At 54.0% G+C, this 25,695-nt stretch carries 25 protein-coding genes and 2 pseudogenes; 25 read left to right on the top strand and 2 right to left on the bottom strand.

Annotation, left to right across the window (positions count from 1 at the left end; all coding sequences use genetic code 11):
- The first annotated feature begins 276 nt into the window (after positions 1-276).
- The 20 genes and pseudogenes from B8V81_RS14455 (at position 277) to B8V81_RS14530 (ending at position 18,918) form a co-directional block, all read left to right on the top strand.
- The gene (locus B8V81_RS14455) at positions 277-609 is read left to right on the top strand and encodes a hypothetical protein (protein ID WP_146000501.1); all 333 of its coding nucleotides are present in this window, start codon (positions 277-279) and stop codon (positions 607-609) included.
- 768 nt (positions 610-1,377) lie between these two features.
- Positions 1,378-5,151: a family 10 glycosylhydrolase gene (locus B8V81_RS14465; RefSeq protein ID WP_146000502.1), complete on the top strand. Its 3,774-nt coding sequence runs from the start codon at positions 1,378-1,380 to the stop codon at positions 5,149-5,151.
- A gap of 194 nt (positions 5,152-5,345) precedes the next feature.
- The gene (locus B8V81_RS14470; protein ID WP_101808607.1) at positions 5,346-5,666 is read left to right on the top strand and encodes an ArsR/SmtB family transcription factor; all 321 of its coding nucleotides are present in this window, start codon (positions 5,346-5,348) and stop codon (positions 5,664-5,666) included.
- Between the two features lie 43 nt (positions 5,667-5,709).
- Entirely contained in the window at positions 5,710-7,017 is a 1,308-nt protein-coding gene (locus tag B8V81_RS25840) for an alpha/beta fold hydrolase (protein WP_244912768.1), read from the top strand.
- Positions 7,014-7,685, top strand: coding sequence for a DUF998 domain-containing protein (locus tag B8V81_RS14485; protein ID WP_101808608.1), 672 nt, complete (start codon positions 7,014-7,016; stop codon positions 7,683-7,685). Before B8V81_RS25840 ends, B8V81_RS14485 begins: the two co-directional genes overlap by 4 nt.
- A gap of 196 nt (positions 7,686-7,881) precedes the next feature.
- Positions 7,882-8,010, top strand: a complete 129-nt coding sequence (locus B8V81_RS26040; RefSeq protein WP_255309745.1) for a hypothetical protein — start codon at positions 7,882-7,884, stop codon at positions 8,008-8,010.
- Between the two features lie 192 nt (positions 8,011-8,202).
- The gene (gene xerA, locus B8V81_RS14490; protein ID WP_101809420.1) at positions 8,203-9,120 is read left to right on the top strand and encodes a site-specific tyrosine recombinase/integron integrase; all 918 of its coding nucleotides are present in this window, start codon (positions 8,203-8,205) and stop codon (positions 9,118-9,120) included.
- 31 nt (positions 9,121-9,151) lie between these two features.
- On the top strand, positions 9,152-9,625 hold the full coding sequence (locus tag B8V81_RS14495; RefSeq protein ID WP_101808609.1) for a DinB family protein: 474 nt from the start codon (positions 9,152-9,154) through the stop codon (positions 9,623-9,625).
- A gap of 78 nt (positions 9,626-9,703) precedes the next feature.
- Complete coding sequence (locus B8V81_RS14500) at positions 9,704-9,973, top strand: hypothetical protein (RefSeq protein ID WP_146000503.1); 270 nt, start codon at positions 9,704-9,706, stop codon at positions 9,971-9,973.
- A 488-nt stretch (positions 9,974-10,461) separates the two neighbouring features.
- Positions 10,462-11,088, top strand: a complete 627-nt coding sequence (locus B8V81_RS24890; RefSeq protein WP_127464523.1) for a hypothetical protein — start codon at positions 10,462-10,464, stop codon at positions 11,086-11,088.
- Between the two features lie 220 nt (positions 11,089-11,308).
- Positions 11,309-11,587, top strand: coding sequence for an alpha/beta fold hydrolase (locus B8V81_RS24895; RefSeq protein WP_127464524.1), 279 nt, complete (start codon positions 11,309-11,311; stop codon positions 11,585-11,587).
- Between the two features lie 39 nt (positions 11,588-11,626).
- Positions 11,627-12,220 (top strand): annotated as a pseudogene (locus B8V81_RS14505) (alpha/beta fold hydrolase); the annotation flags it as partial.
- Between the two features lie 234 nt (positions 12,221-12,454).
- Positions 12,455-13,168 (top strand): class I SAM-dependent methyltransferase, encoded by a 714-nt coding sequence (locus tag B8V81_RS14510; RefSeq protein ID WP_164820162.1) that lies wholly within the window; start codon positions 12,455-12,457, stop codon positions 13,166-13,168.
- A gap of 205 nt (positions 13,169-13,373) precedes the next feature.
- The gene (locus B8V81_RS24900; RefSeq protein ID WP_127464525.1) at positions 13,374-13,826 is read left to right on the top strand and encodes a hypothetical protein; all 453 of its coding nucleotides are present in this window, start codon (positions 13,374-13,376) and stop codon (positions 13,824-13,826) included.
- A 238-nt stretch (positions 13,827-14,064) separates the two neighbouring features.
- Positions 14,065-14,622: a hypothetical protein gene (locus B8V81_RS24905; RefSeq protein WP_127464526.1), complete on the top strand. Its 558-nt coding sequence runs from the start codon at positions 14,065-14,067 to the stop codon at positions 14,620-14,622.
- 200 nt (positions 14,623-14,822) lie between these two features.
- Positions 14,823-15,275, top strand: a complete 453-nt coding sequence (locus B8V81_RS14515) for a RidA family protein (protein WP_052333557.1) — start codon at positions 14,823-14,825, stop codon at positions 15,273-15,275.
- 672 nt (positions 15,276-15,947) lie between these two features.
- On the top strand, positions 15,948-16,295 hold the full coding sequence (locus tag B8V81_RS14520; RefSeq protein WP_052333558.1) for a histidine phosphatase family protein: 348 nt from the start codon (positions 15,948-15,950) through the stop codon (positions 16,293-16,295).
- A gap of 19 nt (positions 16,296-16,314) precedes the next feature.
- Positions 16,315-17,194, top strand: a pseudogene (locus B8V81_RS26275) (IS30 family transposase).
- A 648-nt stretch (positions 17,195-17,842) separates the two neighbouring features.
- Positions 17,843-18,019 (top strand): hypothetical protein, encoded by a 177-nt coding sequence (locus B8V81_RS25290; protein WP_156876719.1) that lies wholly within the window; start codon positions 17,843-17,845, stop codon positions 18,017-18,019.
- 443 nt (positions 18,020-18,462) lie between these two features.
- Positions 18,463-18,918, top strand: coding sequence for a VOC family protein (locus B8V81_RS14530; RefSeq protein ID WP_028600314.1), 456 nt, complete (start codon positions 18,463-18,465; stop codon positions 18,916-18,918).
- A gap of 709 nt (positions 18,919-19,627) precedes the next feature.
- On the opposite strand, the gene B8V81_RS14535 is transcribed toward B8V81_RS14530, so the two are convergent.
- On the bottom strand, positions 19,628-20,839 hold the full coding sequence (locus tag B8V81_RS14535) for an MFS transporter (protein ID WP_028600315.1): 1,212 nt from the start codon (positions 20,837-20,839) through the stop codon (positions 19,628-19,630).
- A 303-nt stretch (positions 20,840-21,142) separates the two neighbouring features.
- Here B8V81_RS14535 and B8V81_RS14540 point away from each other — a divergent pair, with 303 nt between their 5' ends.
- The 3 genes from B8V81_RS14540 (at position 21,143) to B8V81_RS14545 (ending at position 22,895) form a co-directional block, all read left to right on the top strand.
- Complete coding sequence (locus B8V81_RS14540) at positions 21,143-22,102, top strand: NAD(P)/FAD-dependent oxidoreductase (RefSeq protein WP_101808611.1); 960 nt, start codon at positions 21,143-21,145, stop codon at positions 22,100-22,102.
- Between the two features lie 104 nt (positions 22,103-22,206).
- Positions 22,207-22,419, top strand: coding sequence for an antitoxin VbhA family protein (locus tag B8V81_RS24910; protein ID WP_146000504.1), 213 nt, complete (start codon positions 22,207-22,209; stop codon positions 22,417-22,419).
- A 92-nt stretch (positions 22,420-22,511) separates the two neighbouring features.
- Positions 22,512-22,895 carry a Fic/DOC family protein gene (locus B8V81_RS14545; protein ID WP_180968453.1) on the top strand — a complete coding sequence of 128 codons (384 nt, stop codon included), beginning with the start codon at positions 22,512-22,514 and terminating at the stop codon, positions 22,893-22,895.
- 88 nt (positions 22,896-22,983) lie between these two features.
- Here B8V81_RS14545 and B8V81_RS14550 read toward each other — a convergent pair whose 3' ends face one another.
- Positions 22,984-23,196: a hypothetical protein gene (locus B8V81_RS14550; RefSeq protein ID WP_101808613.1), complete on the bottom strand. Its 213-nt coding sequence runs from the start codon at positions 23,194-23,196 to the stop codon at positions 22,984-22,986.
- A 179-nt stretch (positions 23,197-23,375) separates the two neighbouring features.
- On the opposite strand from B8V81_RS14550, the gene B8V81_RS14555 reads away from it, so the two are divergent.
- Together B8V81_RS14555 and B8V81_RS14560 are read left to right on the top strand one after the other, a co-directional pair.
- Complete coding sequence (locus B8V81_RS14555) at positions 23,376-24,482, top strand: GIY-YIG nuclease family protein (RefSeq protein ID WP_101808614.1); 1,107 nt, start codon at positions 23,376-23,378, stop codon at positions 24,480-24,482.
- Positions 24,483-24,619: 137 nt separating this feature from the next.
- Positions 24,620-25,474, top strand: a complete 855-nt coding sequence (locus tag B8V81_RS14560) for an SDR family oxidoreductase (RefSeq protein ID WP_101808615.1) — start codon at positions 24,620-24,622, stop codon at positions 25,472-25,474.
- Positions 25,475-25,695: the final 221 nt, after the last annotated feature.

A 25,695-nucleotide genomic window follows, 5' to 3' on the forward strand; every position in this document is an offset into this window, starting at 1 on the left:
GAAGCTGCTTGTGTGATTAATCATACAAACTTTGATCTCATGGAGAGCATTCAGAGCGTATTTGTATGATTTATCTTACAAATTCGACCGTCTTGGAAATCCCGTTGGAGATTTTGTGTGTTTTATCGTACAAATCGGTCGGAATAGACCTATTTCATAGAGAGTTTGTACGACGTTTCATATAAAATAGTAGTCGAGCTCGTAGTATCCTATCTCTCCTTGAAAAGGCAGGGAATTGATCCGACAATGGAGGAAAGTCCGAAGGAGCTGATTGCATTGAAAAGATGGGCAAGCGGCATGCTGGTGTTGCTTCTGCTTTGCGGCTGCTCGGTTTCAAGCTCTGACTGGGCGTTTCATTTCGTCATCTACAGGGATCATATCTACGAACTGAAGGACTCGATCTCCGCCGATCAATTGCAGGAGAAGCTGGGCCGGATCAAAGCCTACTCCGATCACGAAGCAGCCGAGTCCGGCAATTTCGGCTCCAATCGGTTCCGGACCGGAGCGGAGATCTACTCCATCCGTGACATAGACCCGCAGGAAGCGATCGCCGTCGTGGAGGATGGAGTCGTCTATCGGCTGCAGAACCGTGGTGCTTTTGGGAAATAGATTCCAAAGGGATGAGCCGATCTTCATTCTATTGAACGGAAGGCGGCTCAATTAGGGGCTGCCCGGCAGCCGCTAAGCCGAGTTCCTGCCCACGAAGGAACTTTCGACTCCCTCGTCGAGAAGCCGCACCGATTTCCTGCCCGCGGAGGTACTTTCGACTCCCTCGTTAAGCCTCTGCGCCGGATTCCTGCCCGCCAGGGCACTCTCGACTCCCTCGTCGAGCCCCTTTGCCGGATTCCAGGCCGCGAAGGTACTCTCGACTCCCTCGTTAAGCAGCTGCGCCGAGTTCCTGCCCACGAAGGCACTTTCGATTCCCTCGTTAAGCAGCTGCGCCGGATTTCAGCCCTCGAAGGAACTTTCGACTCCCTCGTCGAGCCCCTTTGCCGGATTCCAGGCCGCGAAGGTACTCTCGACTCCCTCGTTAAGCAGCTGCGCCGGATTTTAGCCCACGAAGGAACTTTCGACTCCCTCGTCGAGCCTCTGCACCGGATTCCTGCCCACCTGTAAAATCCTTCGCGCGCTGCCGTGCGGGCGATGATGCAGAATTGGAAAGGTTCCTATCGCACAGCGAGGGAGCTGAACCTCCTAAAATCGGAGCTTCAACGGAATCGCAAAAGCTTCCCGTCCATTGCTCTTGACTGTACAAAGTGTCAAAACTTTGCTCCAAAGTAAAATTAAATTTCGAAATATATTGAAATCTTAAAATAAATCTACTACTCTGAAAGTGGAAACGATTTCAAAGCCACTGGAAGGGGAGAAGTGAAGTTGGTGTTGAAAAATGCGTTGAAAAGGACTTTCCCGATGGCGGCGGCGCTCGTGCTCGGCTGGACCGCCGTTCTGCCGGGCCTCGGCCTGGCCGGCACGGCCGATGCGGCCGGGCTAGCGGCTTTGCCGACCCATGCGGCCGAGCAGCTTGCCGCTCTACCGGCAATCGCCGAGTCCGAGCTTGAAGCCCCGCCGGCGCTTGCAGCGGAGGCGCCCGAAAAATCGTCGCCTGCTGCTGCTCCCGCGCCTGCCGCAGCTCCCGCGCCTGCCGCAGCTCCTGCGCCTGCCGCAGCTCCTGCGCCTGCCGCAGCTCCTGCGCCTGCCGCTGCGCCCGACGCTCCCGCAGCTCCCGCACCTGCCGCTGCGCTCGACGCATCTGCGCTTGCCGCAGCTCCAGCCCCTGCCGCTGCGCTGGAAGCGGCTGCCGCTTCGCAAGCGCTCGTCGACCCGTTCGAGCAGACGAGCCATCTGCAGGTCACCTCGGTGCGCGCGGTGTCGGCGCGCCTCGATCTGGCCGCGCGACCGGAAGAAATTCCGCATGGCCGCTACGCGATGAAGCTGTCGTATGACTTTACCGGCACGACCGGAACGTCGGCGGCTTATCTCAACTTCAACCACAGCGACGGGACGCTGGGCAAGCCGATTCCGGGCAGCGCCGCGCAGCTCGGCCTCTGGGTCAACGGCGACGGCCAGAACCACTGGCTGCGCATGCAGGTCATCGACGCCGCCGGCGTGAAGTCGGTCGTCGACCTGGCGGCAAGCGTGAACTGGACCGGCTGGAAATACGTCACCGCCAATATCCCTTCCAACCTGCCCCGTCCGCTCAAGCTCTCCCAGCTCTACCTCGCCGAGACGAAGGATACGAACAAAAACGCCGGCGCGCTCCGCTTCGACCAGCTGACGGCGTTCGCCGCCGCGCCGCCGACGCATGAGCTGACGCTTCAAGGACTCGGCCCGCTGCAGACGGGCGAGACGCGAGCGAGCTTCGTCGAAGCTACATACGCCGGTCGCACCGCCCCGGAGCGCCTCGCTTCCACGGGCCTAGCCTACCGGAGCAGCGACGAGACGGTCGCCTCCGTGGATGCGAGCGGCACGGTCGTCGCCGGCCAGCCCGGCACGGCGATCATTACCGCGCAGGTGCCGGGACAGCCGGTCGAGGCATCGACGGTCGTGGCCGTCACCTACGAGGCGCCGGTCGTCCAGACTGTCGAGCTGTCGGCGCCGACCCGCCTCGAGACGGGAGCGGCCGCGGAGCTGAAAGCCTTCGCCATCTACGCCTCCGCGCCTGAAGTCCCCGTGCGTCTGATCGCCGGAGCCGAGCTGTCGAGCAGCGATCCGGCGGTGCTGAGCGTATCGCCGGACGGCCGCCTGCAGGCGCTGAAGGCCGGCTCAGCCGTGCTGACGGCGCGCTTCGGCGGCCAGCAGGCGACCATGCAGGCGACCGTCGCCGATCCGGTGCCGGTGCTGCAGTCGATTGAGCTGGCGAGCCTGCGCTCGCTGAATCCGGGCGACAGCGCGCAGACGCTCGTCACGGGCACGTACACGCGGCTGCCGGCGCCGGTCAAGCTGACCGAAGGCGTCGCCTACACGAGCAGCAATCCGGCCGTAGCCGAGATCGCCGCGAGCGGCGTCGTGACAGGCAAGGCCAAGGGCGCGGCCCGCATTACGGCGACGTACCAAGGCAAGACGAGCAGCGTCTATCTCGTCGTCGGCGAGACGATGGCCGCGCCGAAGCGCGAGATGCGCGCCGCCTGGATCGCGACGGTCGACAACATCGACTGGCCGCGCAAGGGCGTCACCGATCCCAAGCAGCAGAAGCAGGACTTCATCGCGCTGCTCGACGAGCTGCAGGCGGCCGGCATGAATGCCGCGATCGTGCAGGTGAAGCCGACGGCGGACGCCTTTTACCCCTCGGCAATGGCGCCGTGGTCCGAATGGCTGACAGGCACGCAAGGGAAAGATCCCGGCTATGACCCGCTGGCGTTCATGCTGGAGGAGGTCCACCGCCGCGGCATGGAATTCCATGCGTGGTTCAACCCGTACCGCGTCAGCATCCAGGACGACGTGAGCAAGCTCGCGCCGAACAACGTCGCGGTGCTCCATCCCGAATGGCGGATCAGCTACGGCGGCAAGCTGTACCTGAATCCGGCGATTCCCGAGGCGCAGCAGCATATTCGGGACAGCATCATGGAGGTCGTAGGCAAGTACGACATCGATGCGGTGCATTTCGACGACTACTTCTATCCGTATCCGGTGACGGGCGTCGACTTCCCGGACGAGGCGCAGTACGCGGCTTACCAGGCGTCCGGCGGCACGCTCGCCAAGGCGGACTGGCGCAGGAGCAACGTGAACACGTTCGTGCAGACGATGGGCGAGGCGATCAAGGCCGAGAAGCCATACGTCAAGTTCGGCATCAGTCCGTTCGGCATCTGGCGCAACAAGAGCGAGGACCCGACCGGCTCGGACACGAACGGCCTCAGCAGCTACAGCGCGATCTACGCCGACTCCCGCACCTGGATCGCCGAGGAGTGGATCGACTACATCACGCCGCAGATCTATTGGAACATGGGCTACTCGCCGGCCGCCTACGAGAAGCTGGTCGACTGGTGGAGCCGCGAGGTCGCGGGCAAAAACGTGCATCTGTACGCCGGCCAGGCGATCTACCGCGTCGGCACGGATGCCGAGGGGTGGCGCAATCCCGAGGAGCTGCCCGGCCAGATCATCCTGAACCGCGGCTACGAGGCCGTGAAGGGCAGCATGTATTTCAGCGCGAAATGGTTCGAGCTGAATCCGCTCGGCGTGACCGATCGGCTACAGGCGGAGCTGCATCGCGATCCGGCGCTCGTGCCGGCGATGCCTTGGCTGGACGCCGAGCCTCCGGCCGCGCCGGGCGCGGCGGCAGCCGCCCAGGCGAGCGGCGACGTGCTCGTCAGCTGGCAAGCCAGCGCGTCCGCGGACGCGGCCAGCTATGTGATCTACCGCTTCGACGGCGCGAAGGCGGGCAGCATCGGGGAAGCGACCGCCATCCAGGCGGTGCTGCACCGCAGCGCGCTCGGCGCCGAGCCGCTTTATACGGATGACTCGGCCGTAGCGGGCCGCACCTACACCTACGTCGTCACGGCGCTGGACCGCGCGCACAACGAAAGCGCCGCGGGCGCGCCGGCCACCGTCACGGTGAGGGAAGGCGGAGACGCCAAGCTCGCTCCGGGCAAGCCGCAGCTGAGCGATACGAGCGGCCAGGCCTATGGACTGAAGGACGGCAAGTACGCCGTCACGATGAACCTTTGGTGGGGCAACAACGGCACGGTGTACCGCCTTTACGAGAACGGCAAGCTCATCCGGACCGTCCTGCTGGACGACCGGACGCCGGCGGCGCAGTCGGTGCGGACCGAGCTGGAAGGCAAGCCGAACGGCACCTACGTCTACATCGCCGAGCTGAGCAACGCTTCCGGCACGACGGCGAGCGCGCCGCTCACCGTGCAGGTGACCGACGCGGCGCCGGGCAAGCCGGACGTATCGCATGACAACTGGGACGGCGACGGCCGCTACCGGATCACCGCCAACCTGTGGTGGGGCACCAATGCGACCGTATACCGCCTGTACGAGAACGGCGCGCTGATCGACACGCAGACGCTGGAGGCGAACACTCCTGCAGCGCAGCGTGCGTTCACCGACGTCGCGGATCGGGCTCCGGGCACATACGTCTACCGCGTCGAGCTGGCCAACGCCGCCGGCGTGACGTCGAGCGGCGAGCTGACGGTCGTGGTGAAGCGGTAGCGTTGAGGTACCAGCATGACTACGATGGGAAAAGAAGCCCCGAACGAATCCGTTCGGGGCTTCTTTCGGTACGGCAAGGCAGGCCAAGCGCTCCGGCAGGCAGCTCTTGGCCGCGGCGGCGATGGTCTTCTTTTATATATATGTTGACGTATATACACGAATTGATATATATTGAGCTCATGAGAACAACAACCATGCAGCTGACCTTGCTTGCCCTTGCTGAACCGAGTCGGTTCAACATCGTCGAATTGCTGAAAAACGGACCGAAATCCGTAGGAGAAATCGTTCAAGCCTTGGGATTGGGCCAGCCGCAAGTATCCCGTCATTTGCGCATCTTGGGCGAAGCCGGTCTCGTGCGATCGCGCAGCAAGGCTCAATTGCGGATCTACAGCCTCGCAGCCGGGCCTTTCCAAGAGCTGGACGAATGGTTTGATTCCTTCCGCATTCTGTGGGAAGAGCGTCTGGATGCGTTTGAGCAGACAATGCTGGATTCCATCAAGAAGGAGGATCAATGACAGGCACGGACAATCCACGAGCCCACGAGAAAGGTGATATTCGATGAAAACAAAAACGACCGTTCGCAAAGACCGCGAGCGCAGGGAGCTCACGGTCGAACGAACCGTTGCGATGCCTGCCCAGCTTGCATGGGAAGGCTGGACGCAGCCGATGCATATCGTCCGGTGGTGGGGCCCAAAGGGCTGGACCACGACCGTCTATGAAATGGACGTACGTCCAGGAGGAGCGTGGCGCTACAGTCTCCAAGCGGATGACGGCAGCGGCGAGACCGCCTATTGCAGAGCGGCCTACGATGAAGTCGAGGCGCCGAGCAGGCTGGTGTACACCGATCGTTTTGCCGACAGCGAGTGGAAGATCGTTTCGGACAGCGAAATGCATACGACCGTATCCTTCGAGGCGCAAAGCGGCGGAACAAAAATCAGCATCGTGACGCGATTCGCTTCCAGCGACCAGCTGGACAACGCGGAGGCGATGGGCATGATCGAAGGCTTCACGGATGCCTATGACCGGCTGGAAGACTACTTGGAAACCTTACAGGGAGGCAAGGACTCAATGGAGACTGTCATTTCGAAGGATGGGACAAAGATTGCTTATGTCAAACAAGGGACCGGTCCGGCCCTGATCCTGATTTCATCAGCAGCGGCGGATCATCAGGATGCCGAGCCGTTAGCCGAACGCTTGTCGGGCCATTTCACCGTTTACAATTACGATCGACGAGGACGCGGACGCAGTGCAGATACCGCGCCTTACGATACAGCCCGAGAGGTGGAAGACATCGAAGCGCTGATTGCCGCCGCCGGCGGACAAGCCAGCTTGTTCGGGAGCTCGTCCGGAGCCGTATTGGCGCTCGAGGCGGCCGACAGGCTGGCGGATTCGATCGCGAAGGTCTTTCTATTCGAGCCGCCGTTCATTGTGAGCGACAGCCGCAAGCCTGTTCCTGGCGGCTATGTCGACCAGTTGAATTCGCTTGTCGAAGCTGGAAAGAGATCCGAAGCCGTCGAGTATTTTGCATCCGAAGCCTTAGGCATACCGGAAGAATACATCGGGTACATGAAAGCCGATCCTTCGTGGAACAAAATGGAGCTGCTGGCCCATACGCTCGCCTACGATGGGATGATCATGGGAACGGCGCAATCCGGAAACCCGCTGCCGGCCGGCAGATGGGAACATAGCGCACCGACCTTGATCCTGACCGGGGAGAACAGCGAGCCGTTTCTCCATGAGGCGGCACGCGCGCTTGTCGAGCTTCTGCCAAGGGCGACGGCTCATTCCCTCGTCGGCCAAGACCATTCCGCAGTCATCATGGCCCCTGAAGCCGTGGCACAAGCTGTCGTGGATTTCAAGCGATGATTCAGAAGCCCGTCCTGGCAAAACCATTGACGGAGAAGGCTCTCCGGCTCGCGCTTGCATCCGTCTTCTCCAGCGGACTGTTCGTGGTTCTCTTGGTCAGCCTGCATCTGCTGCAGCCCGAATTTGATCCGACTTGGCGTTTTATCAGTGAATACGCGCTAGGCGACTTTGGCTGGATCATGCATCTGGCTTTCGGATTGCTGGGTACGGCGCAAATCTGCGTGGCGCTCGCGATCGCTCCGCATGTCCGCTCGGTTGCGGGATCCATCGGGCTTGTCATTCTCGGCATCAGCGCCATAGGCGTCGCGATCGCGGGCATCTTCGCCACCGATCCGATCTCCATTCATCCGGATGACGCTACATTCAGCGGCAGCATGCACTCCATCGGGGCGATGCTGGACTACACGCCGGCAGCCGCTTTGTTCATCAGTCTTTCGTTAGGGCGGCTCGAGGCTTGGCGGCCTGTGAAAAAAGCGCTGATCGCCAGTTCGGTTCTTGCCATCGTTGCGATGCTCGCATTCGTGCTGCAAATTCCCCAAGATGGACAATTCGGTCCCGAGGTTCGGACCGGTCTGTATGGACGATTCCTGATCTTGACGGAAGTCGCCTGGCTGCTCCTCGTGGGAAGTCATGCCGCCAAGCTGGCTCGGCTGGATTCGAATCGTTGAAGCGGCGGGGTTATTTCCAAATCAAGGTCTGCCTTGTATACTGAAGTTGTTTTCGGCTAGCCGATTTATGCAAGACAAGCATCCTTTTATCCGAAAGCATCGGAGATTCAGACCGCCTCCTTCCGAGGCGGACTTGAATCTCTTTTTTTATTTCCACATTTAGGCAGGCGAAGTATACTGAAGGAGATGAAGCGTCATGGATCTACGGATCGCAAGGAAAGACGACCGCTGGATTTCTTTGAACACGATCGTCTTCGCCAAAAACGATATTGAAGCCATCAAGGGAGTAGCGGGACGAAAGTGGATGCCGGAGGACAAAGCTTGACTGATTCCTTACACGATCTCCAGCCTGGAGCAGCTGTGGGAGACGCTGCAAGGGAGAATTCGGCGTCTCGACATTGCGCCTGATTTGCTGGAGGAATGCTCGTATCTGAAAGAAAAGCTGGAAGAGCGAAGCCGAGGCGGCTTGCCGCAGCGGCCAGCCGCATCTCCGCCGGTTGCGCCAGCTGGCTTGCCGATGGCAGAGCCGGCTGGCGGTTCCCGTCTGGACGGCCGATCAAGGAATGGCGGTCGCTCGGCCGACTTCGTCCGGTTCGTGGAGGATATGAAGCTCCGAGGCTGCAGTCCCAAGACGATCCGGGCGTACACCGGGCATGTGCGGCGCTTTTTTCAGAAGGGGGAGAACGTCAGGGATGGCGAGACGAGCCATGATCCGGTAGAGGATTCGCCGGGCATCAGCGTCCGCGCCTACTCCTTGCAGCTGTTGGAGGAGGGAAAGTCCCACTCCTTCGTCAATCAGGCGATCAGCGCCCTCAAATTCTATAGGAAGAACATCGAGGGCGAAGACGCAGCAAGCGCCTATGTGCGGCCGAAGAAGGAACACAAGCTCCCGAACGTCCTGTCCACCGGCGAGGTGGTGCAGCTGCTCCGCTCCGTCTCCAACGAGAAGCATCGCGCGATCCTCTGCCTGCTGTACTCGGCCGGACTGCGCGTCAGCGAAGTCGTCCGGCTCCGGCTGCGCGACCTTGATCTGGAGCGCAGGACCATCACCGTACGTCAGGGCAAGGGGCGCAAGGACCGCATCACGCTGCTTTCGGACATCGCTCGGGGAGCGGTCGAGCGTTATGTCGGCAGCGGGCAGTCCGGAGACTGGCTGTTTCCGGGACAGGACGGGCGTCGGCATCTCACGGAGCGCAGCGTGCAGAAGCTGTTCGAGCAGGTACGGAGCCGTGCGGGCATTCGCAAGCCGGTCAGCGTGCATTCCCTTCGCCACTCGTTCGCCACCCATCTGCTTGAGAATGGAACCGACCTCCGCTATATCCAGGAGCTGCTTGGCCATCAGAGCAGCCGGACGACCGAGCGCTATACGCATGTCAGCACCCGGGACGTTCGCCGGATCCGGAGTCCTTTGGACGGGATCGGGCTTGAAGAATGAAGGCTCGCAGGAGAATGGAGGAGATGATGGAATGAACCGACTTCATGACGACTATGAGTATCATGCTTGGGCTTCGATGCGGGTGCTGAAGCATCTGGAAACATTGCCCGCCGGTACGCTGACCCAGGAAGTCCAGCTCGGCTTCTCGAGTCTAGCGGAAGTGCTGGGCCATCTGGCCGCGGCGGAAGAGATCTGGCTTGCCCGTCTGAAGGGAGAGCCGGCGCCTTCATTGACTCCACGTCCATTCCAGACGGTGGAGCAGGCTCGCTTGGCGTTTGATGGTGTATTCATGGCCATGCGGCAGTTTTTGGACAACAACCCCGATTCGGAGGAAGTCATTTCGTACCGCAATTCAGCCGGCAAGGAGTTTCAAAGCACGATCGCGGAGATTCTCCAGCACGTTCTGTATCACGGCGCATATCACCGAGGGAATATCTCGACGATCCTTCGCTCGCTGGGGCATCCCGGTATCGGGACGGACTATATTTTGTTTTTGAGGAGATAGGAACGAGGGGCCGTGTTCGTAAAGCCTCTGATGAAAGCACGAATAGCGAAGAAAACACATCTTAAGGATGGTGAAGACTTGAAACAAATCAACGTTATTTTCTCCTACATCTTCATCATTGTAGGTGCTTGTATAATTACAAGCTCTAAGATTGCAGAACAATTTGTTCCTCGAAACGGGTTTTATGATATTGATTTATCGTTGAATTATTGGATTGGTGCTTTAATCGCTGTTTTGGGAATGGCAGGCTTCATTATCAACTCAAAGTTCTATGAAAATTATCTTAAAGAAGTTGATTTGAGAAAAAGGGAATTTGAAGAAAAGAACAAATTGGATAATACTCAATGATCAATTGAATATATCGCATCTGTGGACCGGGTTAAGGCTGCTAAACAACTTGAGCGTTCCAGTTTTTAATAGCAATGACAATGCCAGGTGTTCACGTAAGAGTTCGGAGATACCCGGATAGCAGTGAATATTTAGAAATACAGAAATAAGACGTTATAGGTAATCGGGGCAAACCGGTATAGAGCAATAAACACGAAAAGCTTAATAAGGCATGGCGTGAAAAACGTAAAAGGCGAAAGAGCTATAAAGCTGAAAACTAACACGATAAACCAATACGAAAATACGAGAAGCCTAAAGGGATTAAAAGTTCAATTGAAGGTGGACTCGAAGAAGGCCCCGACAAACCCATAACATCGTGTTCACGCTGCGGGCCATATGGCCCTTGATCTGGCTAAAGATCGGCCAGACACATCCGACTCCGTCGGACGTCGTGAACACACGAGACGTTATCTGAAATGCACATATTTATGAAGGAAGTGATATTCAAGATGACGAGAACAAAGAGAAAGCTCGATGAAGCAAAGTTTTTCTTAGATCTATTAGTATCCAACGAAAATAAAGATCCTGATTTTGACTACTTTTTAAGTGCATTTATTAGTTCATCTCGTTCGGTCTTATGGATAATGAGAGCCGAATACTCTGAACTTAACGGATGGGAACAATGGTACATTTCACTCGATCCGACACAAGAAGAGAAACAATTCCTCAAGAAAATAAATGAGATTAGGGTGAGAAGTGAAAAGTTCGATCCATTGTTAACAAAGATTCTAATGAATCTTGGAATACCAAATGAAGAAATGACTAAAGAAATTGAAAAGAGTCTAGAACAATTTCATGGGAAGTCAGTTACTTTCACGATAGAGACTATAGAAGAATCTACAGACTCTCAGACATACGGGGTTCTCGACAACGGAACAGTAAGGTTCAGAGGTAAAGTAGATAGTGTAGTTAGAGGAATTGAGGAGTTTCCGGATACAGATATACTAGAAGTCTGTAAGGACTATTTCCATAGAATAGAAAAGATAGTAAATGAGTGTATTGTGAAATTCACTGACGACTTACAGAGAAGAAGTAATGGGAGATTACAGATAAAACTGAACAAACGTGATAGTTAAGCCTTCGAAGATGTGCACTTCAGATAACACCGTGTTCAAGCTTCGGGCTGCCGCCCTCGGTCCGGCCGAGGAGTGGTCGGGGAAGTGGAGTCAGCCAGACAACCCTGCGAGGCTAAGTTTTCGACCCGGCTCCCGTTGGTCGCCTTAAGCCTCTCGAGTTCGTGAACACAAGAACGTTAGGTGAAATTAATGCACTGCATAAATGTGAGGAGATTCGTAGATGATTAATATCATTCGAACAAGTTTGGCGGGATTCTTATTCCCACTCACAATTTTTCAAAAGCTTAAAGAAAAAAAAGATATTAGTAAAATTAATAAATTAGGTAGACTTTATCCGGTTGGTACTCATACATTACATGTAAACATTCAAGGTACAGGGAAGCATACTGTCGTGTTTGATTCTGGCTTGGGAGGCTTCTCATTAGACTGGAATCATCTACAACAGGAATTAATTAGTGATGCAATTACTGTTGCATATGATAGAGCAGGCTATGGTTAAAGTCAGTGTGCTAAGCGTAACACCACCACTAGCAGTGAATGCGTCGAAGATCTAAGAGAGTTATTAAAAAAGGCTGGGTTAAAGCCCCCTTATTACTTAGTCGGGCATTCTTTTGGCGGATTAAATATGCGATTATATGCGCTCTTGTATCCTAATGAAGTTTCAGGACTGATACTTATTGATCCAACCAATGAATATCGATTTTTATCAGAGTATGTAGATACTGAACGACGAGGTCAGTATTTAAGAGCTCTAAAACAATATAAGTTAGGCTACGTGCTATCGGTGATTGGCATTCCTAGACTACTTAAGCAGCCGGTATGGAATCGGTATTTTCCCGAAAACTATTTAGCATTAGGATTCAGAAGTGATGCTTACGCGGCAATTTATAATGAATATTACAATATAGAGACTAGTTGCCGAGCTGTTGCTACTCGGAATTTTAATGATAAGATTCCAGTAATTTTATTATCCGCGGGTAGGATGAATGATTCCTGGAAAAATGATCAAAAGAAGTTATGCAAATTGTTTTCGAATATCAAGCATATTTTTATTGAAGATTCTTATCATAATATTCATCTTGAACAACCAGCCTCTGTTCTAATGGCAATTAAAGAGATGATTAGTAGGTAGAATCGAAGACGGCATAAACTTCACCTAACAATGTACTCACGCTGCGGGCATTCGCCATTGGTCCGGAGCGATATAGAAAAGCCGTGGGTAAACTCAGCCGGACAACTCCTGCGAGGCTAAGGCGGGGACCCGCTCCCTCGGGTCACTTAAGCCTCTCAGATTCGTGAATACAACAACGTTAGGTGAAATTATTGCAAAACAATATTAATCCAGCATATCCGGAGGGGAATGATTATGAGTACTTCAAAGGAGCAAGATTTTTTACTCAAGTCTGTGAGGATATGGTTCAATCGACCTGAACAAATATCTCATTACACTCATGAGTTTATTGAAGGCCCCACGGTAGCAGAACAATACCTACTGAATTCATTGCCGGATGGTAGTTCTGTTCTGGATGTTGGATGCGGAACAGGTAGAATTAGTGTTTATTTAGCCGAACGTGGATATCGAGTGAAGGGTATCGATGTTAGTGAAGGATTATTATCAGTTGCTCGTGAAATTTCCAAGAAGAGAAACCTTGACATTGATTTCTTGAATTTAGAAGGAATAAAGTTGCCTTATCAGGATGAAGAATTTGATACATTAATAGGATTTAAGATTCTATGCTATATACCGACAAGAGAATTACGTAATGAAAATCTGAAGGAATTTTATCGAGTTTTAAAGCAAGGTGGAACATGCATTATTACTCAGAATATAGTGCCGGATGAATATATTGATGATGCGAAGGATGAGCATTATTTGAGTAGTCCTGCATCAGAATTTGGGATTTTGGAGAGAGGCGATAATTTTCCATCAGGGAATGGTTATGTGCGTTGGTTTACAGAAAGTGACTTGTTTAATGAAATCAAGAACACAGATTTTAAAATTGAATTGTTTGAAAGTGATGAAGAACATGAAGGTGCAGGATATATAAAACTAATAAAGCTAAGGAAACCCTGCAAGTAATTTCGAAGAAGGCAATAACATCACCTAACACCGTATTCGCACTTCGGGCCATTCTGCCCTCGGTCAGGCAGAAGCAATTCAGGAAGCGAGATCAGCCGGACACATCCATCCCCCTAAGATAAGAGCTATCTAAGGGGGATGGACGTCGCGAATACAAGAACGTTATAAGAAATTGCCGCAATAAAAATTAAAGGAGCAAAAACCTATGTCTATCTACTCTGGATCAAGTTCAATGGAATATACTAATGCCGAAGTCGAAGTAATCATTTGGCTCAACAATTATTTAAAGAGTAAAGAAGATCGATTAATTAATATTCAACATAAGTACAGATACAATTATAACAACAACCAACATATTGAACTTGATGGATTTGGAGATGGATTTGCAGTCGAAATTTACTTAGCAAGTGATTTAAAAGGGGCTAAGATTGATAAAGTAGCTAGTGATATTTTGAAACTAACTCTCCTTCCTAAAGATATTAAACGACTTTTTGTTTGCAGAGAAGAAGTCAAGAATAGACTTCAAGGAAAATCATGGTTATCTTATGCAATAATACAAAACAGCATTGAAATTATAGTGCCTAAATTCACAGAAGAGACATTGGGAAATTTAATTATTGCTAACAAAAGAAATAGAGAATCTATTTTAAGAATGTAACTCAAGGTAGGCGGCAAAATCTTATAACACCGTGTTCACGCTGCGGGCATTCGCCCTTGGTCCTGACCGATGTAGGAAAAGCCGAGGGTAAATTCAGCCGGACGACTCCTGCGAGGCTAAGGCTGGCGCCCCGGCCGACGATCGCTTCACTAAATCGTCGTGGCAGCTTAAGCCTCTCGGGTTCGTGAACACAACAACGTTATGTGAAACCTGTGCAATTTAGTAAAGGAGACAATTAATGAATGAAGTAACAAGACTTACTCGTCCTTATAAAAGAATATATAAGTGGATTTTTTCATTTACCAGATCAGACTGGGATTTTGTTGATTACCCAATTGAATATTTAGAGTGTAGACAACAAGACAAAATAACAGAAGCAAATGCACTTAGCTTCCCATGGGTATCTCGAATAATTAATTGGTATTGGATGAATGGTGTCGGACATACAAAGGAAGAAGCCCTAAAAAATCTGAAGGCAAAATTTGAGAACTATAAATCAGAAGGTTTTGAATTGCCGAGACCAGGAGCAATCGTAGAAGTCAGATTTGCGAGTGTTGAAAAAATTGAAAGTTATGAACAAGAAGCAGTGAGTTTCTTTAGAGACATTTTTGATAGGGACTACTATGACTTATTTATTTCTGATGAATCTTCTTTGTATGATTTTTTATTGTCTGATGATGAACTTAATAGCAAAATCTTAAAAATAAAAGAGGTATATGAAGTTGATATAGTCGATGATGATTATCTAATTGTGGATATATTGAAGCGAATCAGAGAAGGCACAGGCATCACATAACACCGCATTCACGCATCTCGGTCCGCTGGAGGTATTTCGCGAAGCGGTTTCGGCGGACAACACCTGCGAGGCTAAGTCTTCGACCCGGCAAGGCGATCACTTCGTTTGATCGCCGTGGCAGCTTAAGCCTCTCGGGTTCGTGAATACGTAAGACGTTAGGTGAAATCCCAGCGAGATATTGTAAAGGAGCGAATTCAAGGATGGGACAAATTGAAGAGCATTTGCTATGCCTAGGGATTACACTTCCGCTTGCAAGTAATCCGGCAGCCAGTTATACAAACTTTGTAATTGTGAATGGCTTGTTGTTTGTCTCTGGAAAAGGACCAAGCGGGAACCCCAAGGGCAAGTTAGGGAAAGATTATAATACCCGAGATGGCTACGAATTTGCACGGCAGACGGGCATAGAAGTGCTAGCCGTACTCAAAGAGGGGCTTGGTTCATTAGATAAAGTAAAGAGAGTAGTGAAGGTTCAAGGGTTTGTGAACGCCGAGCCAGATTTTGAGGAGCATCACTTAGTATTAAATGGATTTTCGGAATTGATGTTCGAAGTTTTTGAAGATAAAGGAATACATGCAAGATCTGTTTTTGGGGCAACTTCTGTGAGGGGCAATCTTCCGATCATTGTAGACTCCATCTTTGAGGTGGAAGAATAGAAAGACCAATTGGAGCGAATCAAGAGGGCTAGGGCATACTCACGCATCGGTCGCTGTCGCTCCCTCGGTCCGTCGGAGGCAGTTCGGAGAAGCGAATTCAGCGGACAACACCTGCGAGACTAAGTCTTGGACCCGGCGTGGCGATAACTTCGTTTGATCGCACGGCAGCTTAAGCCTTTCGGGTTCGTGAATGCGTAAGACGTTAGGTGAAACCTCGATAAGAAAATCACTCAAACCTCAGAAATCGCGCTTCGATGTACGCTTATCCTACTCCGATGGCTCCATGAGATGATAGATAGCTCAGTGTATAAATGGAGGAGCAAGGAGCACAATTATTATGAATTGTGAAATATGTAATTCAGAAAATACTATAGAGGGAAAGCTTTCAACAGGTTTTGGTGGTGTCGTTTTTACAACAATAACATCGCAAAGAAAACTCCCATTCACGAGGAATTATTCCGTTATCCAAGCTGTTGCATGTAAAGACTGTGGACATATTTTTTCTTTGAAATTAGTTTCGCCGCAAAATGTGAACCAAATCAAATAAGTCCCTTTTGCAGCTCTATTGAAAGTTCAATATGAAGGTTGGAATTTATCCCCATATGGATCTTTTCCCTACTCCCATTAGCTAAGTACGGGATAAGGATGCCAGGCATTTCCGAGGAGGATTCAATGAACACCATCATCTACATGGTCAGGCATGCAGAGTCGTCCTATTCAGAAGGAAATGAAAGAACGAGAGGCCTGACCTCAAAGGGAAGCTTGGATGCAGAAACGATAACAAGCATGCTGAGGGGCGAAGGAATAGACAGAATCATATCCAGTCCTTATGCTCGAGCCGTGCTCACTTTGGAGGGATTGGCCAAGGAGTTGGGTGTGGAGATCAAAACGGATGAGGATTTAAGAGAGAGACATTTTTCAGACGATGTCAACTCGGATGAATACTTCATGCCGGCTCTAAAGAAATCGTTTGGACACGACCATTTACAAGAGAACCCAGCTACTCCCATTTTAGCTTAAGCGCGGGCAACTAGAAGCGCTGATTTGTCTCAAATGGTCGACTCGGAGAATTGGTCATCAGATGGGTCGCCACCACTCCCTCATTGCACGTGAACTAAAGCGTGGCCATGATGAATCCGGTGTATAGCGGGCTGAGCCCGCGCAGCGGTCCTATGAAGAGCGCAGGGCCTGCTGCATGCCGTCGGTTCGTACACGCCAGAACTGGCGCAGGAGATCAAGGAGCGGCTGCAGGAGGCCTGGTCGCCGGGGCAAATCGCCGAGAAGCGTCGAGCGGAAGGGAAGCCCTTCGTTTGCTTCAGGATCATCTACCGCTGAATCTATGCGGGACGTCTTGCAGAGGGAGAGGTGCGCATCCTTCGCCGAAAAGGCAAACGAGGCAATCCGGTTGATCACGCGGACGCTTTCTCGGCGGCACCCCGATCCGCTAGCGCCCGGAGGTCGTTCGCACCAGAAGCACGTATGGCCATTGGGAACTGGACACCGTCGTGTCCAGCCGAGGTAAAGGCTTGTGCGGCTACGTTCATCGAACGCAAGACGCGGTTGTATCAGGCCGTCCTCATGCTTGATCGGAAGGCGGCTTCTATGGAAGCCGCCCTCCAGTCCGTAGCCGCTCGGTATCCCAAAGGGAACCTTTCAAACCGCTAGGACCGATCGGAGCAAGGGATTTGCTTGCTACGAACGCTTGTAATCCCTGCACGGAGTGAAGTGTCCGCTTTGCGGATTCGTACTCGTCCTGGCAGCGTGGCTCTTACGAGAACGCCAATGGTCTGCTGCGGGATTTCTTTCCCAAGGGGCACGACTTCGCCGCGGTAACGGAAGAGCATTTAAACGAAGCCCTGCGCCTCATCAGTGGTCGCCCAAGAAAATGCTTTGACTGGAAGTCCAGCCTTCATGGATAAGGTGTAGCACTTAGCTTGACAATCCATTAGTTCTAAATGGGTTGTCATCAAAAGAAAAATGTTGTAAACAGCCTTGAATTGTTATAACGCAGCTGGAAGAGTTTCTGTCGACCGAGGACGCGGCCGCCCGGCTAAGGGTGAGGCAGTCTTTTTGATATTGGATAGCAGGGCATGTGGCGAAGCTCGGCCTTACAGGCGTTTCGGGAACCGAAACGTCCGAAGGGGCGAGCTTTTTTATGGAAGAGGAATTGGGAGGCCAATAGATTAGGGATTTCAATTAATTTCTAGTAATTGTGATATAGTGAATGGGAGATGGAAGAAGCAAGACCGACTGCATCTATTTTTCGGAATGTTCGAAGCAGTGTTCGGAGGGAAAAGCAGTCAGACATTTCCCTGATCTAGATAGACCATTCATTTAATAAAGGAATGTTAATCATTATTAACCTCTATCAATCGCTTCCACTTCCAATTTTTCTTTTTGTCTCTTTTGTTCCACCGATAATTTTGTTTTTCTATTTTATTTTCAAGAGAAAACACTACTCAAAACCACTCCTGTTTGGGATGGGGCTGTTTTCATTGACAGCCGTGTCCGCAGGAGGATTGAGAGTAAGCGACAAGGTGAATTGGTTGAACGAATGCAAGGGGATCATGGAATATCTCGTGATTTTAGGTCCAGTTGTAGGTCCACCTCTGCTTATTATCGGAGCCTACCGCCAAGCAAGATATGATGAAGAAAAGAGAAGAAAAATCAAACTTCTAGGCACCCTGATGGGAATAGGTTTATCTATCGTTGGATTGATCGTTGTTATAGCTCTATGGGCGTAATGAGACACTTGGACGATCCTAATAGCATGCATTGATTATAAGGAGAGTAAAGAATGCCAGACTCCGTTGTGTTATTTTATTGGTTATATTTCTAATTGTCATTTTTGGAATTGGATTCGTTCTCGCTAGATATGGGAATAATAGATCGTATGAAGTAGAACTAACCCTGGATCAAATCAAGGATTATTTTTTAAAAAAGCATAAATGTAAAATCTGTAATGCTAAACTAAACAGACTCTCCCATGACCAGTTTCTTGGTGAAGAATGGTCTAATTTTATGGGGAGATATTCGTATATGAAGGAATTCAAAAAGACTTTCTCCTTGGAATGCCCTCAGTGCGCCAAAAGAGTTATACCTCTGATGATTATTAATTGACTAACCTAGGAGTCGTGAAATTGGAAAGCGGAATTGACATGAATGAGATTTCATAGGAGGTAATTTCATGACAACCAACAACCTGCTCCGAATGGACAATGTCGGCATCGTCGTTGAATCCTTGGATACTGCCATCGCCTTCTTCGAGGAAATCGGTTTGAGGCTTGAAGGGCGAGCCAATGTCGAAGGAGAGTGGGCCGGCCGCGTAACCGGGCTAGGAAATCAAAACGTGGAGATCGCCATGATGGCTACTCCAGACGGCCATAGCCGAATTGAGCTTTCGAGATTCCTCACTCCGCCTACGATATCCGATCATCGGGCGGCTCCGGTAAACGCGCTCGGTTATCTTCGGGTCATGTTTGCCGTTCAAGATATAGACGAGCTGGTCTCTCGCCTGATCCGCAAGCACGGGGCTGAACTCGTCGGCGAAGTGGTCCAGTACGGCGACTCTTATCGGCTCTGCTACATTCGTGGCGTCGAAGGGATTCTAGTTGGGTTGGCGGAGCAGCTCGGTAAAAAATAATATGAAAAAAAGATGGATTTCTATCCTGGTATCTTTAATTCCGACACTCATTAGTCTCTATTTATTAATCAAATTTTTTCCTTATACGGGGCTCGGAAGAATACTTTCAATTCCATTTACGATCTTGGTTAATGTCTCTATTCTTTATATCTGTTCATCTCTAACGAAAAGATTTGACGGATCTACTACCAAAAGTTTTTCGTGGATGTTGGCAGTTCTTATTACTATCCTTATAACATTGATGATGCATCCACAAGAATCGGACCCAAGCGTGCTGACGCAAATCAGAAATAGATTATTGGAGAAATGAACGGCGTTAAGAGTTTTAGTAGTCTTTTACGCATCGGGTTAATGCATGAATCAACCAGGGGAGAAGACATGAGCGCTATTCTACAGATCAGGATGAAGGGGTTCAGTTGTTGCGAAAAGCGTGGCTGAAAGGATTTGTATTTCCCTCAAGCAACAACAACTGGGTAACCATTCTTCCAAGTGGAAGCAAGTTTCAACCCAATAAACACATAAAGAGAATCCACAAGAAACTACATCCAAAGGAAACAAGGTCGTGAATCGTTTCTTTTCATTTTAGGAATTACAGCGCGCAGCTTCGGTTGCGAAGAAAGAAAGAGCCCTCCGATAATTCGGAAGGCTCTCTTTCTTTTCCCGCCAACAGGAGCATCGACTAAGGCGAGGGAATCCGCCACTTCAACAGCTAAGAACTCTTCGCCGCCAACACCGCGTGCCGCTCCAGGTGCCGGCTGCGGATGAGCAGCGCGGCGCCGATCAGCATCGCGCCGTTGATGACGAACACCCAGCGGATCGGCAGGATGCCGCCGAGCACGCCGCCGATGATCGGGCCCATCATCGTGGCGAGCTGCGTTGCCGACTGGTTGAGCGCGAAGGCGCGGCCGCGGAATTCCGGGGCGGTCACTTTGACGATGAGCGCGTTCAGCGCCGGATAAACACCCGCGAAGCAGAGGCCGTACAGGAAGCGCAGCGCGCCGAACGCGACGAAGTCATGGACGAAGAACTGCAGCAGGTTGCCGATGCCGCCGCCCATGAGGCCGATGACGAGCACGTTGGTGTAGCCGATGCGCGGTCCGAACTTGCCCCACTGCGGAGCGGCGATGAGCGTGGCGATGCCGACAGCCGAGAACACGAAGCCCGCGACGAGGCTGGCGTTGCCTTCGCTGCCGCCGAGATCCATCATGTACACGGTGAGCAGCGGCTCCAGGATCATGACGGAGAACGTCCCGAGCGCGACGAGGCCGAGCATCGTGACGAAGACGCGGTTCGAGAACGCCTCCTTCAGGTCGGCGCGGATCGGCGAGCGCACGGCCTGGCGGTTGAACTTATGCTCTTTGACGAAAAAGACGGCGATCAGCGCCGAGACGAGCACGATGCAGCCGGAGAACAGGAAGCTCTCGCGGTTGCTGAAGTAATGGCTGACGACGCCGCCGATGAGCGGGCCGATGATGCCGCCGGTCGCCCCGGACGTCGCCATGATGCCGAGCGCATAGCCGGCCTTGTTCTCGGGCGTGTTGGTGCCGACGAGCGCGATCGCCGCGGGCACGTAGCCGGCAAGCAGGCCTTGGCCGATGCGCAGCGCCAGGAACAGATAGGGATCATGGACGAAGTAGGTCGCCATGTACAGCGCGGCGAGCGCGAAGCCGGAGCGGATGAGCATCGGCCTTCGTCCGTATTTGTCCGAGAGGGAACCCCAGTACGGGGCGATCAGGGCGCTGGCGAGGAAGGTGATGCCGAACGCGATGCCCGACCAGAGCGTCAGATGGCTCGTGACGCCGAGATCGTTGCGCAGGAACATCGGCATGAAGGGGATGGAGATCGAATAAGCGGTGCTGCAGAAAAAGACGCCGGTCCATAGGACGATCAAGTTGCGCTTCCATAAATAAGTGTCTGCCATAAAGGCGCTTCAGATCCTTTCCAGGGCTGGCCGGACCCGGATCGTAGCCGAGAATAGGGAGGCTCCACGACCTCTCCGAACGCGAAGAAAAACCGTCTCCGAGGAGACGAGATGAACCTAATCCGCACACTTCCGTCCTCTATATTGTACTCCTCCCCTCTGGATATTCCAACCCGCGACGGGAAAAACGGGCATCCGCCAAAGAGCGGGCCGGCTGGCCGAGCCGGCAGAAGGTCCGATTAGGAGCCGCCTCGATTCGGTAATAATACGGAAACAGGCTGGAGAGGAAAGGAAGAGGAACCGATGCGATATGATGCGCTCATCGTCGGAGGCGGACTGGCCGGGCTCAGCGCCGCCGTGCAGCTCGGACGGTACAATCACCGCGTGCTTGTCGTCGATTCGGAGGACGGACGCTCGAGCTTCTGCCTCCGCTACCACAACCTGATCGGCTGGACCGACGGCGTCAGCGGGCCGGAGCTGCGCAAGGCGGGGAGAATCCAGGCGGAGAAGGCCGGCGTGCGCTTCGTCAAGGACAAGGCGGTGCGCGCCTTGGCGCTCGATGGGGAAGGCTTCGCCGTGCAGGGGGAGTCGGGCGAGACGTACGAGGGCCGGCGGCTGCTGCTCGCGACCGGCGTCATGGACCGGCTGCCGCCGCTCGAGGGCTTGCGGCCATGCCTCGGAATCAGCGTCTACGTCTGCCCGGACTGCGACGGCTACGAGCTGACGGGACGGCGCGCGATCGTCATGGGCTCGGGCGATGCCGGCGCTTCGATGGCTCGCATCCTGGCCTATTGGACCGAGGATCTGGTGTACATCAACCATGAACGCAAGGAGGTGTCGGCGGAGCTGCGAGACAAGCTGGGGGAAAAGGGGATCCGCATCGTGGACGAGCCGATCGCCGAGCTGGACGCGGAAGGCGACCAGCTGCGCGGTGTGCGGCTGGCGGGCGGGGAGTGGATCGAGGGCGGCCGCGCGTTCGTCGCCTTCGGCGGCAACGAGGTGCGCTCGCAGCTGGCGGAGCAGCTCGGCGTGAAGCTGCATGCCAACCGCCACATCGAGGCCGATCCGCGCACGAAAATGACGAACGTGAAGCATGTGTGGGCGGCCGGCGACGTGCTCGCCCACTCGGAGCAGGCGTCGATCGCCATGGGCGACGGCTCGCAGGCGGCGATCTGGATGCACAAGAGTCTCGTCCGCCGCGAGGGCAGCGAGCTGCTGCGGCCGCTGCGGGATGTGGTGGAGCATGTGGCGGGCAAGGGCTGAGAGGCCGGACGGAATGGAGCTGGATAAGAAGATGGCTGTTTGCTGTGCTCCCTCTTTAGAAAATAGTATTAGTTTATTTCGGATATAATGGACATAATGAAGCGATGAAGAAAGCAGGCGATCCTATGACACCACCAGTAACGGCTAGTATTGAAAACCAAACCGATTCTGCATTTGGCATCGCTAAAGCATCTCTGGAGATAGAAGGTCAAAAATTGACTGAAGACGGAGAAGCGCTTATTTTAAGTCATGCGCGAGGCGAAATGTCGGATGATGAGTTTTTAAAGCGTGCGCTTGAGATCGCACGAAGTGTATAGGAAAAGTTCGAGTCAGTCCAAGTACTGCTACCCAGGCACGGATGTACTTATAAATATTCCAGGGTTTCAGAATCAAGAGCAGCTAACTGCTTTTGAAAACCTTGTCGCAACTAGGTGAGATTCGAGAAGAGGATATTTCGAAAGATAATCTTGAATTTGCTCGCACTCCATTTATTTTGCCTCAGGCAGATGAAATATTTGCACGTCTTAAACAGGACAACTATCTGCAGGGGCATGATAGGGAACACTTTTCTCGAAAGTCTGCTCTACTTATGGCCGATCTAAATCATCTGCATCCTTTTCGGGAAGGCAACGGTCGCAGTCTGCGAGAATTTATTCGTTGCTTGGCTCTTCGCGCCGGTTATTCTATAGATTGGAGGCGAGCTGACTCAAAGGAGATCCTGCTTGCAACGATTGAATCAGTAACCGATGAGAGCCACTTAGAAGAACTCATATATCGATGTATTTCCAAATAAGTTAAACCCAAAGGACCGCCCCTTAGAGCGGTTCTTTTTGTCTTTCAAGGCTGGATTTCCTCAGACGTGCAATTCCAGCTTGCGGCAGTCAAACGCGCCGGCTTTCCTGCGCGAGCCGGGCGGCGTAGGCGCGCCAGCGCTCGATCGCCGGACTACGGCGGAGCGTGAGCGCCGACAGCGCGGAGACGAAGGCGAGGCGGAGATAGCCACCTCTGAAAATGTCGAGCGCAGAGAAGACAGGATCCTTTTCGATAATGCGGAACGATGACGCAGCGCTGGGACGGCGGGCAGTCGACGCCATGGCAGTCAGCCTCCTTAAATCGAGAATTGTCTGAATTATAACATATCGACCAGCACCTTCCATATGGGGCGCGACTGATCTTCCCTTTTCCAGAGGCCGAGGGTACAATGAAGCTCCTGGAACGTTTGTTTGGCTGTTGGAGCTCCAGGAACTCCGCATGCGAGGGGGAACTTCAGGCGATGGCCTTTATGTTCAAGGCAGGCGACTATCCCGAGAAGCCTGGCTGCTATCTAATGCGCGATGAGCAGGACCGGCTGCTGTACGTCGGAAAATCGAAGAATCTAAGGAGCCGCCTGCGGTCCTATTTCCATACGAACCACAAGAGCAAGCGGCTGCGGGAGCTGGTGGCGAACATCGCCCGCATCGAGGTGCTGCTCGTCAACAACGAGACGGAGAGCCTGCTGCTCGAGAACAATCTCATCAAGATCCACAAGCCTCCGTACAATCGGGCGCTCAAGAAGGACAACAGCGGCTACGCCTACCTGATGCTCACCGACGAGGAGATTCCGCGTCTGGCGGTGCATTACCGCGACCGCAGGGAGCCGGAGGAGCGGATCGCCGCCACGGCGGCTCCGGGCAAGCGGTTCGGGCCGTTCGCGAGCGCGCGTTTCCGCAACGAGCTGCTGGAGTTCGTCGCCGACCACTACAAGCTGCGCTCTTGCACGAAGCTGCCCAAGCGGGCTTGCCTGCTGTACCATATCGGGCGCTGCGGCGGCATCTGCGAAGGCCATATGAGCCGCGAGGAGTACATAGAGCAGGTGCGCCAGGTGTCGGAGCTGCTGTTCGACGGGAGCAAGGATGCGCTCGTCGCCCGCATGTACGCCCAGATGACGGAGTACGCGGAGCAGCTCAAGTTCGAGAAGGCCCAGAACATGCTGAGCCACATCCGCAACCTGGAGAAGACGCCGGAGAAGCAGATCGTCGACCGGGAAACGGATCTGATGCAGGAGGTGCTTTACTTCGGCGAGGACACCGTGCTCGTGGCCAAGGTCCAGCAGGGCATGCTGCGCGAGCTGCAGCTGCATGGCCTTGATGGCGGCGGGGAGGCGGCCTGCGACCGCTTCCTGATCCGCCGCTACCGCGAGCAGCAGCTGCCGGACGAGCTGATCGTCAACCGCATCGCCGACCCGGCGGCCGTGCGCCGTGCGCTGCGGCGCCCTGCGGACCGCTCGCGGCCTGCGCTCGTCATCACGCTGCCGAAGCGCGGCTTGAAGCATTCGCTGCTCCAGCTGTGCAAGCAGAACTACGAGTTCCGCATCGAGGCGGCAGCGACGGACAAGCGTTGAATAGGCGCGAGGCGGGGCGGGAAGGGGACGAGACTGACTGGCGCGAGAAACGACGGCTAGGGCAGGGCGGGACACGATCCGCGCGGCTTCGGCGGAGCCTCTCCGAGGTAATGGAGAAGAAAAGGAGGGCTTGAGCGATGGCGCAGCCAATCATGCTAGTCACCGGCGGGAACGCCGGCATGGGTCTTGAGACGGTCATCGGACTGGCCCGCTCGGGAGCGAGGGTCGTGCTGCTGAGCCGCGATCCGGGACGCGGAGCGGCGGCTCGGGAGGAAGCGCTGCGGCGCAGCGGGCCCGGTCCGGCGGACATCGAGCTGATGACCGCCGACCTCGCTTCGCTCGCGAGCATCGAGGCTTTCGCAGAACGGTTCCACAGCCGCTACCCGCGGCTCGACGTGCTCGTGAACAACGCCGGAGTCGTCACGATCCGGCGCGAGGAGACGGAGGACGGCTTCGAGCGGATGCTCGGCGTCAACCATCTCGGCCATTTCGCGCTGACCGGGCGCCTGCTGCCCGCGCTGCTCGCCGCCCCGGCGGCGAGAGTCGTCGTCGTGTCCTCCGGGGCGCATAAGGCGGGGCGGATTCACGATCCCGACCCGCATCTGCGCAAAGGCTTCAACGTGGTCAAAGGCTACGCCCAGTCCAAGCTTGCGAACCTGCTGTTCACGCTGGAGCTGCGCGAGCGGCTGCGGGAGACGGCGGTCCGCGCCCATGCGCTCCATCCTGGAGCGGTGGCGACAAGCCTCGGCGTCAGCCGGGAAACCGGCTTCGGGCGCGGCATTTACAGACTGCTGCGGCCGTTTTTCCAGACGGCGGAGGAGGGAGCCGCGACGGCGATCCATCTGGCGCTGTCCGAGGAGGGCGGCCGCGAGGGGAGCTTGTACTACGCCGACAGCAAGCCGCTGCGGCCCGCCGCCAAGGCGGAGGATCTCGACGCGGCCCGGCGCCTGTGGGCATGGAGCGAGCAGCAGACGGGCGTGCGCTGGGACTGAGGCTTTGACGAGGCTTTGACGGCGGATGGGCGGCAGATGGACGAGGATGGACGGCAGATGGACGGCGGATGGAAGAGGATGGAAGAGGATGAACCGTGGATGGCCGCGGAGCATGAAGTAAGAGCGAGCTGCTCCCGGCAGCCCGCTCTTTTATTGTTGCATGCCCTTGCCCGATGCCGGATTCCTAAGTGCTCGATCCTGCCGGCTACGCTGAGGGCGGC

This window comes from Paenibacillus pasadenensis (genome assembly GCF_002864175.1).
GTDB classification, from domain to species: domain Bacteria; phylum Bacillota; class Bacilli; order Paenibacillales; family Paenibacillaceae; genus Paenibacillus_O; species Paenibacillus_O pasadenensis.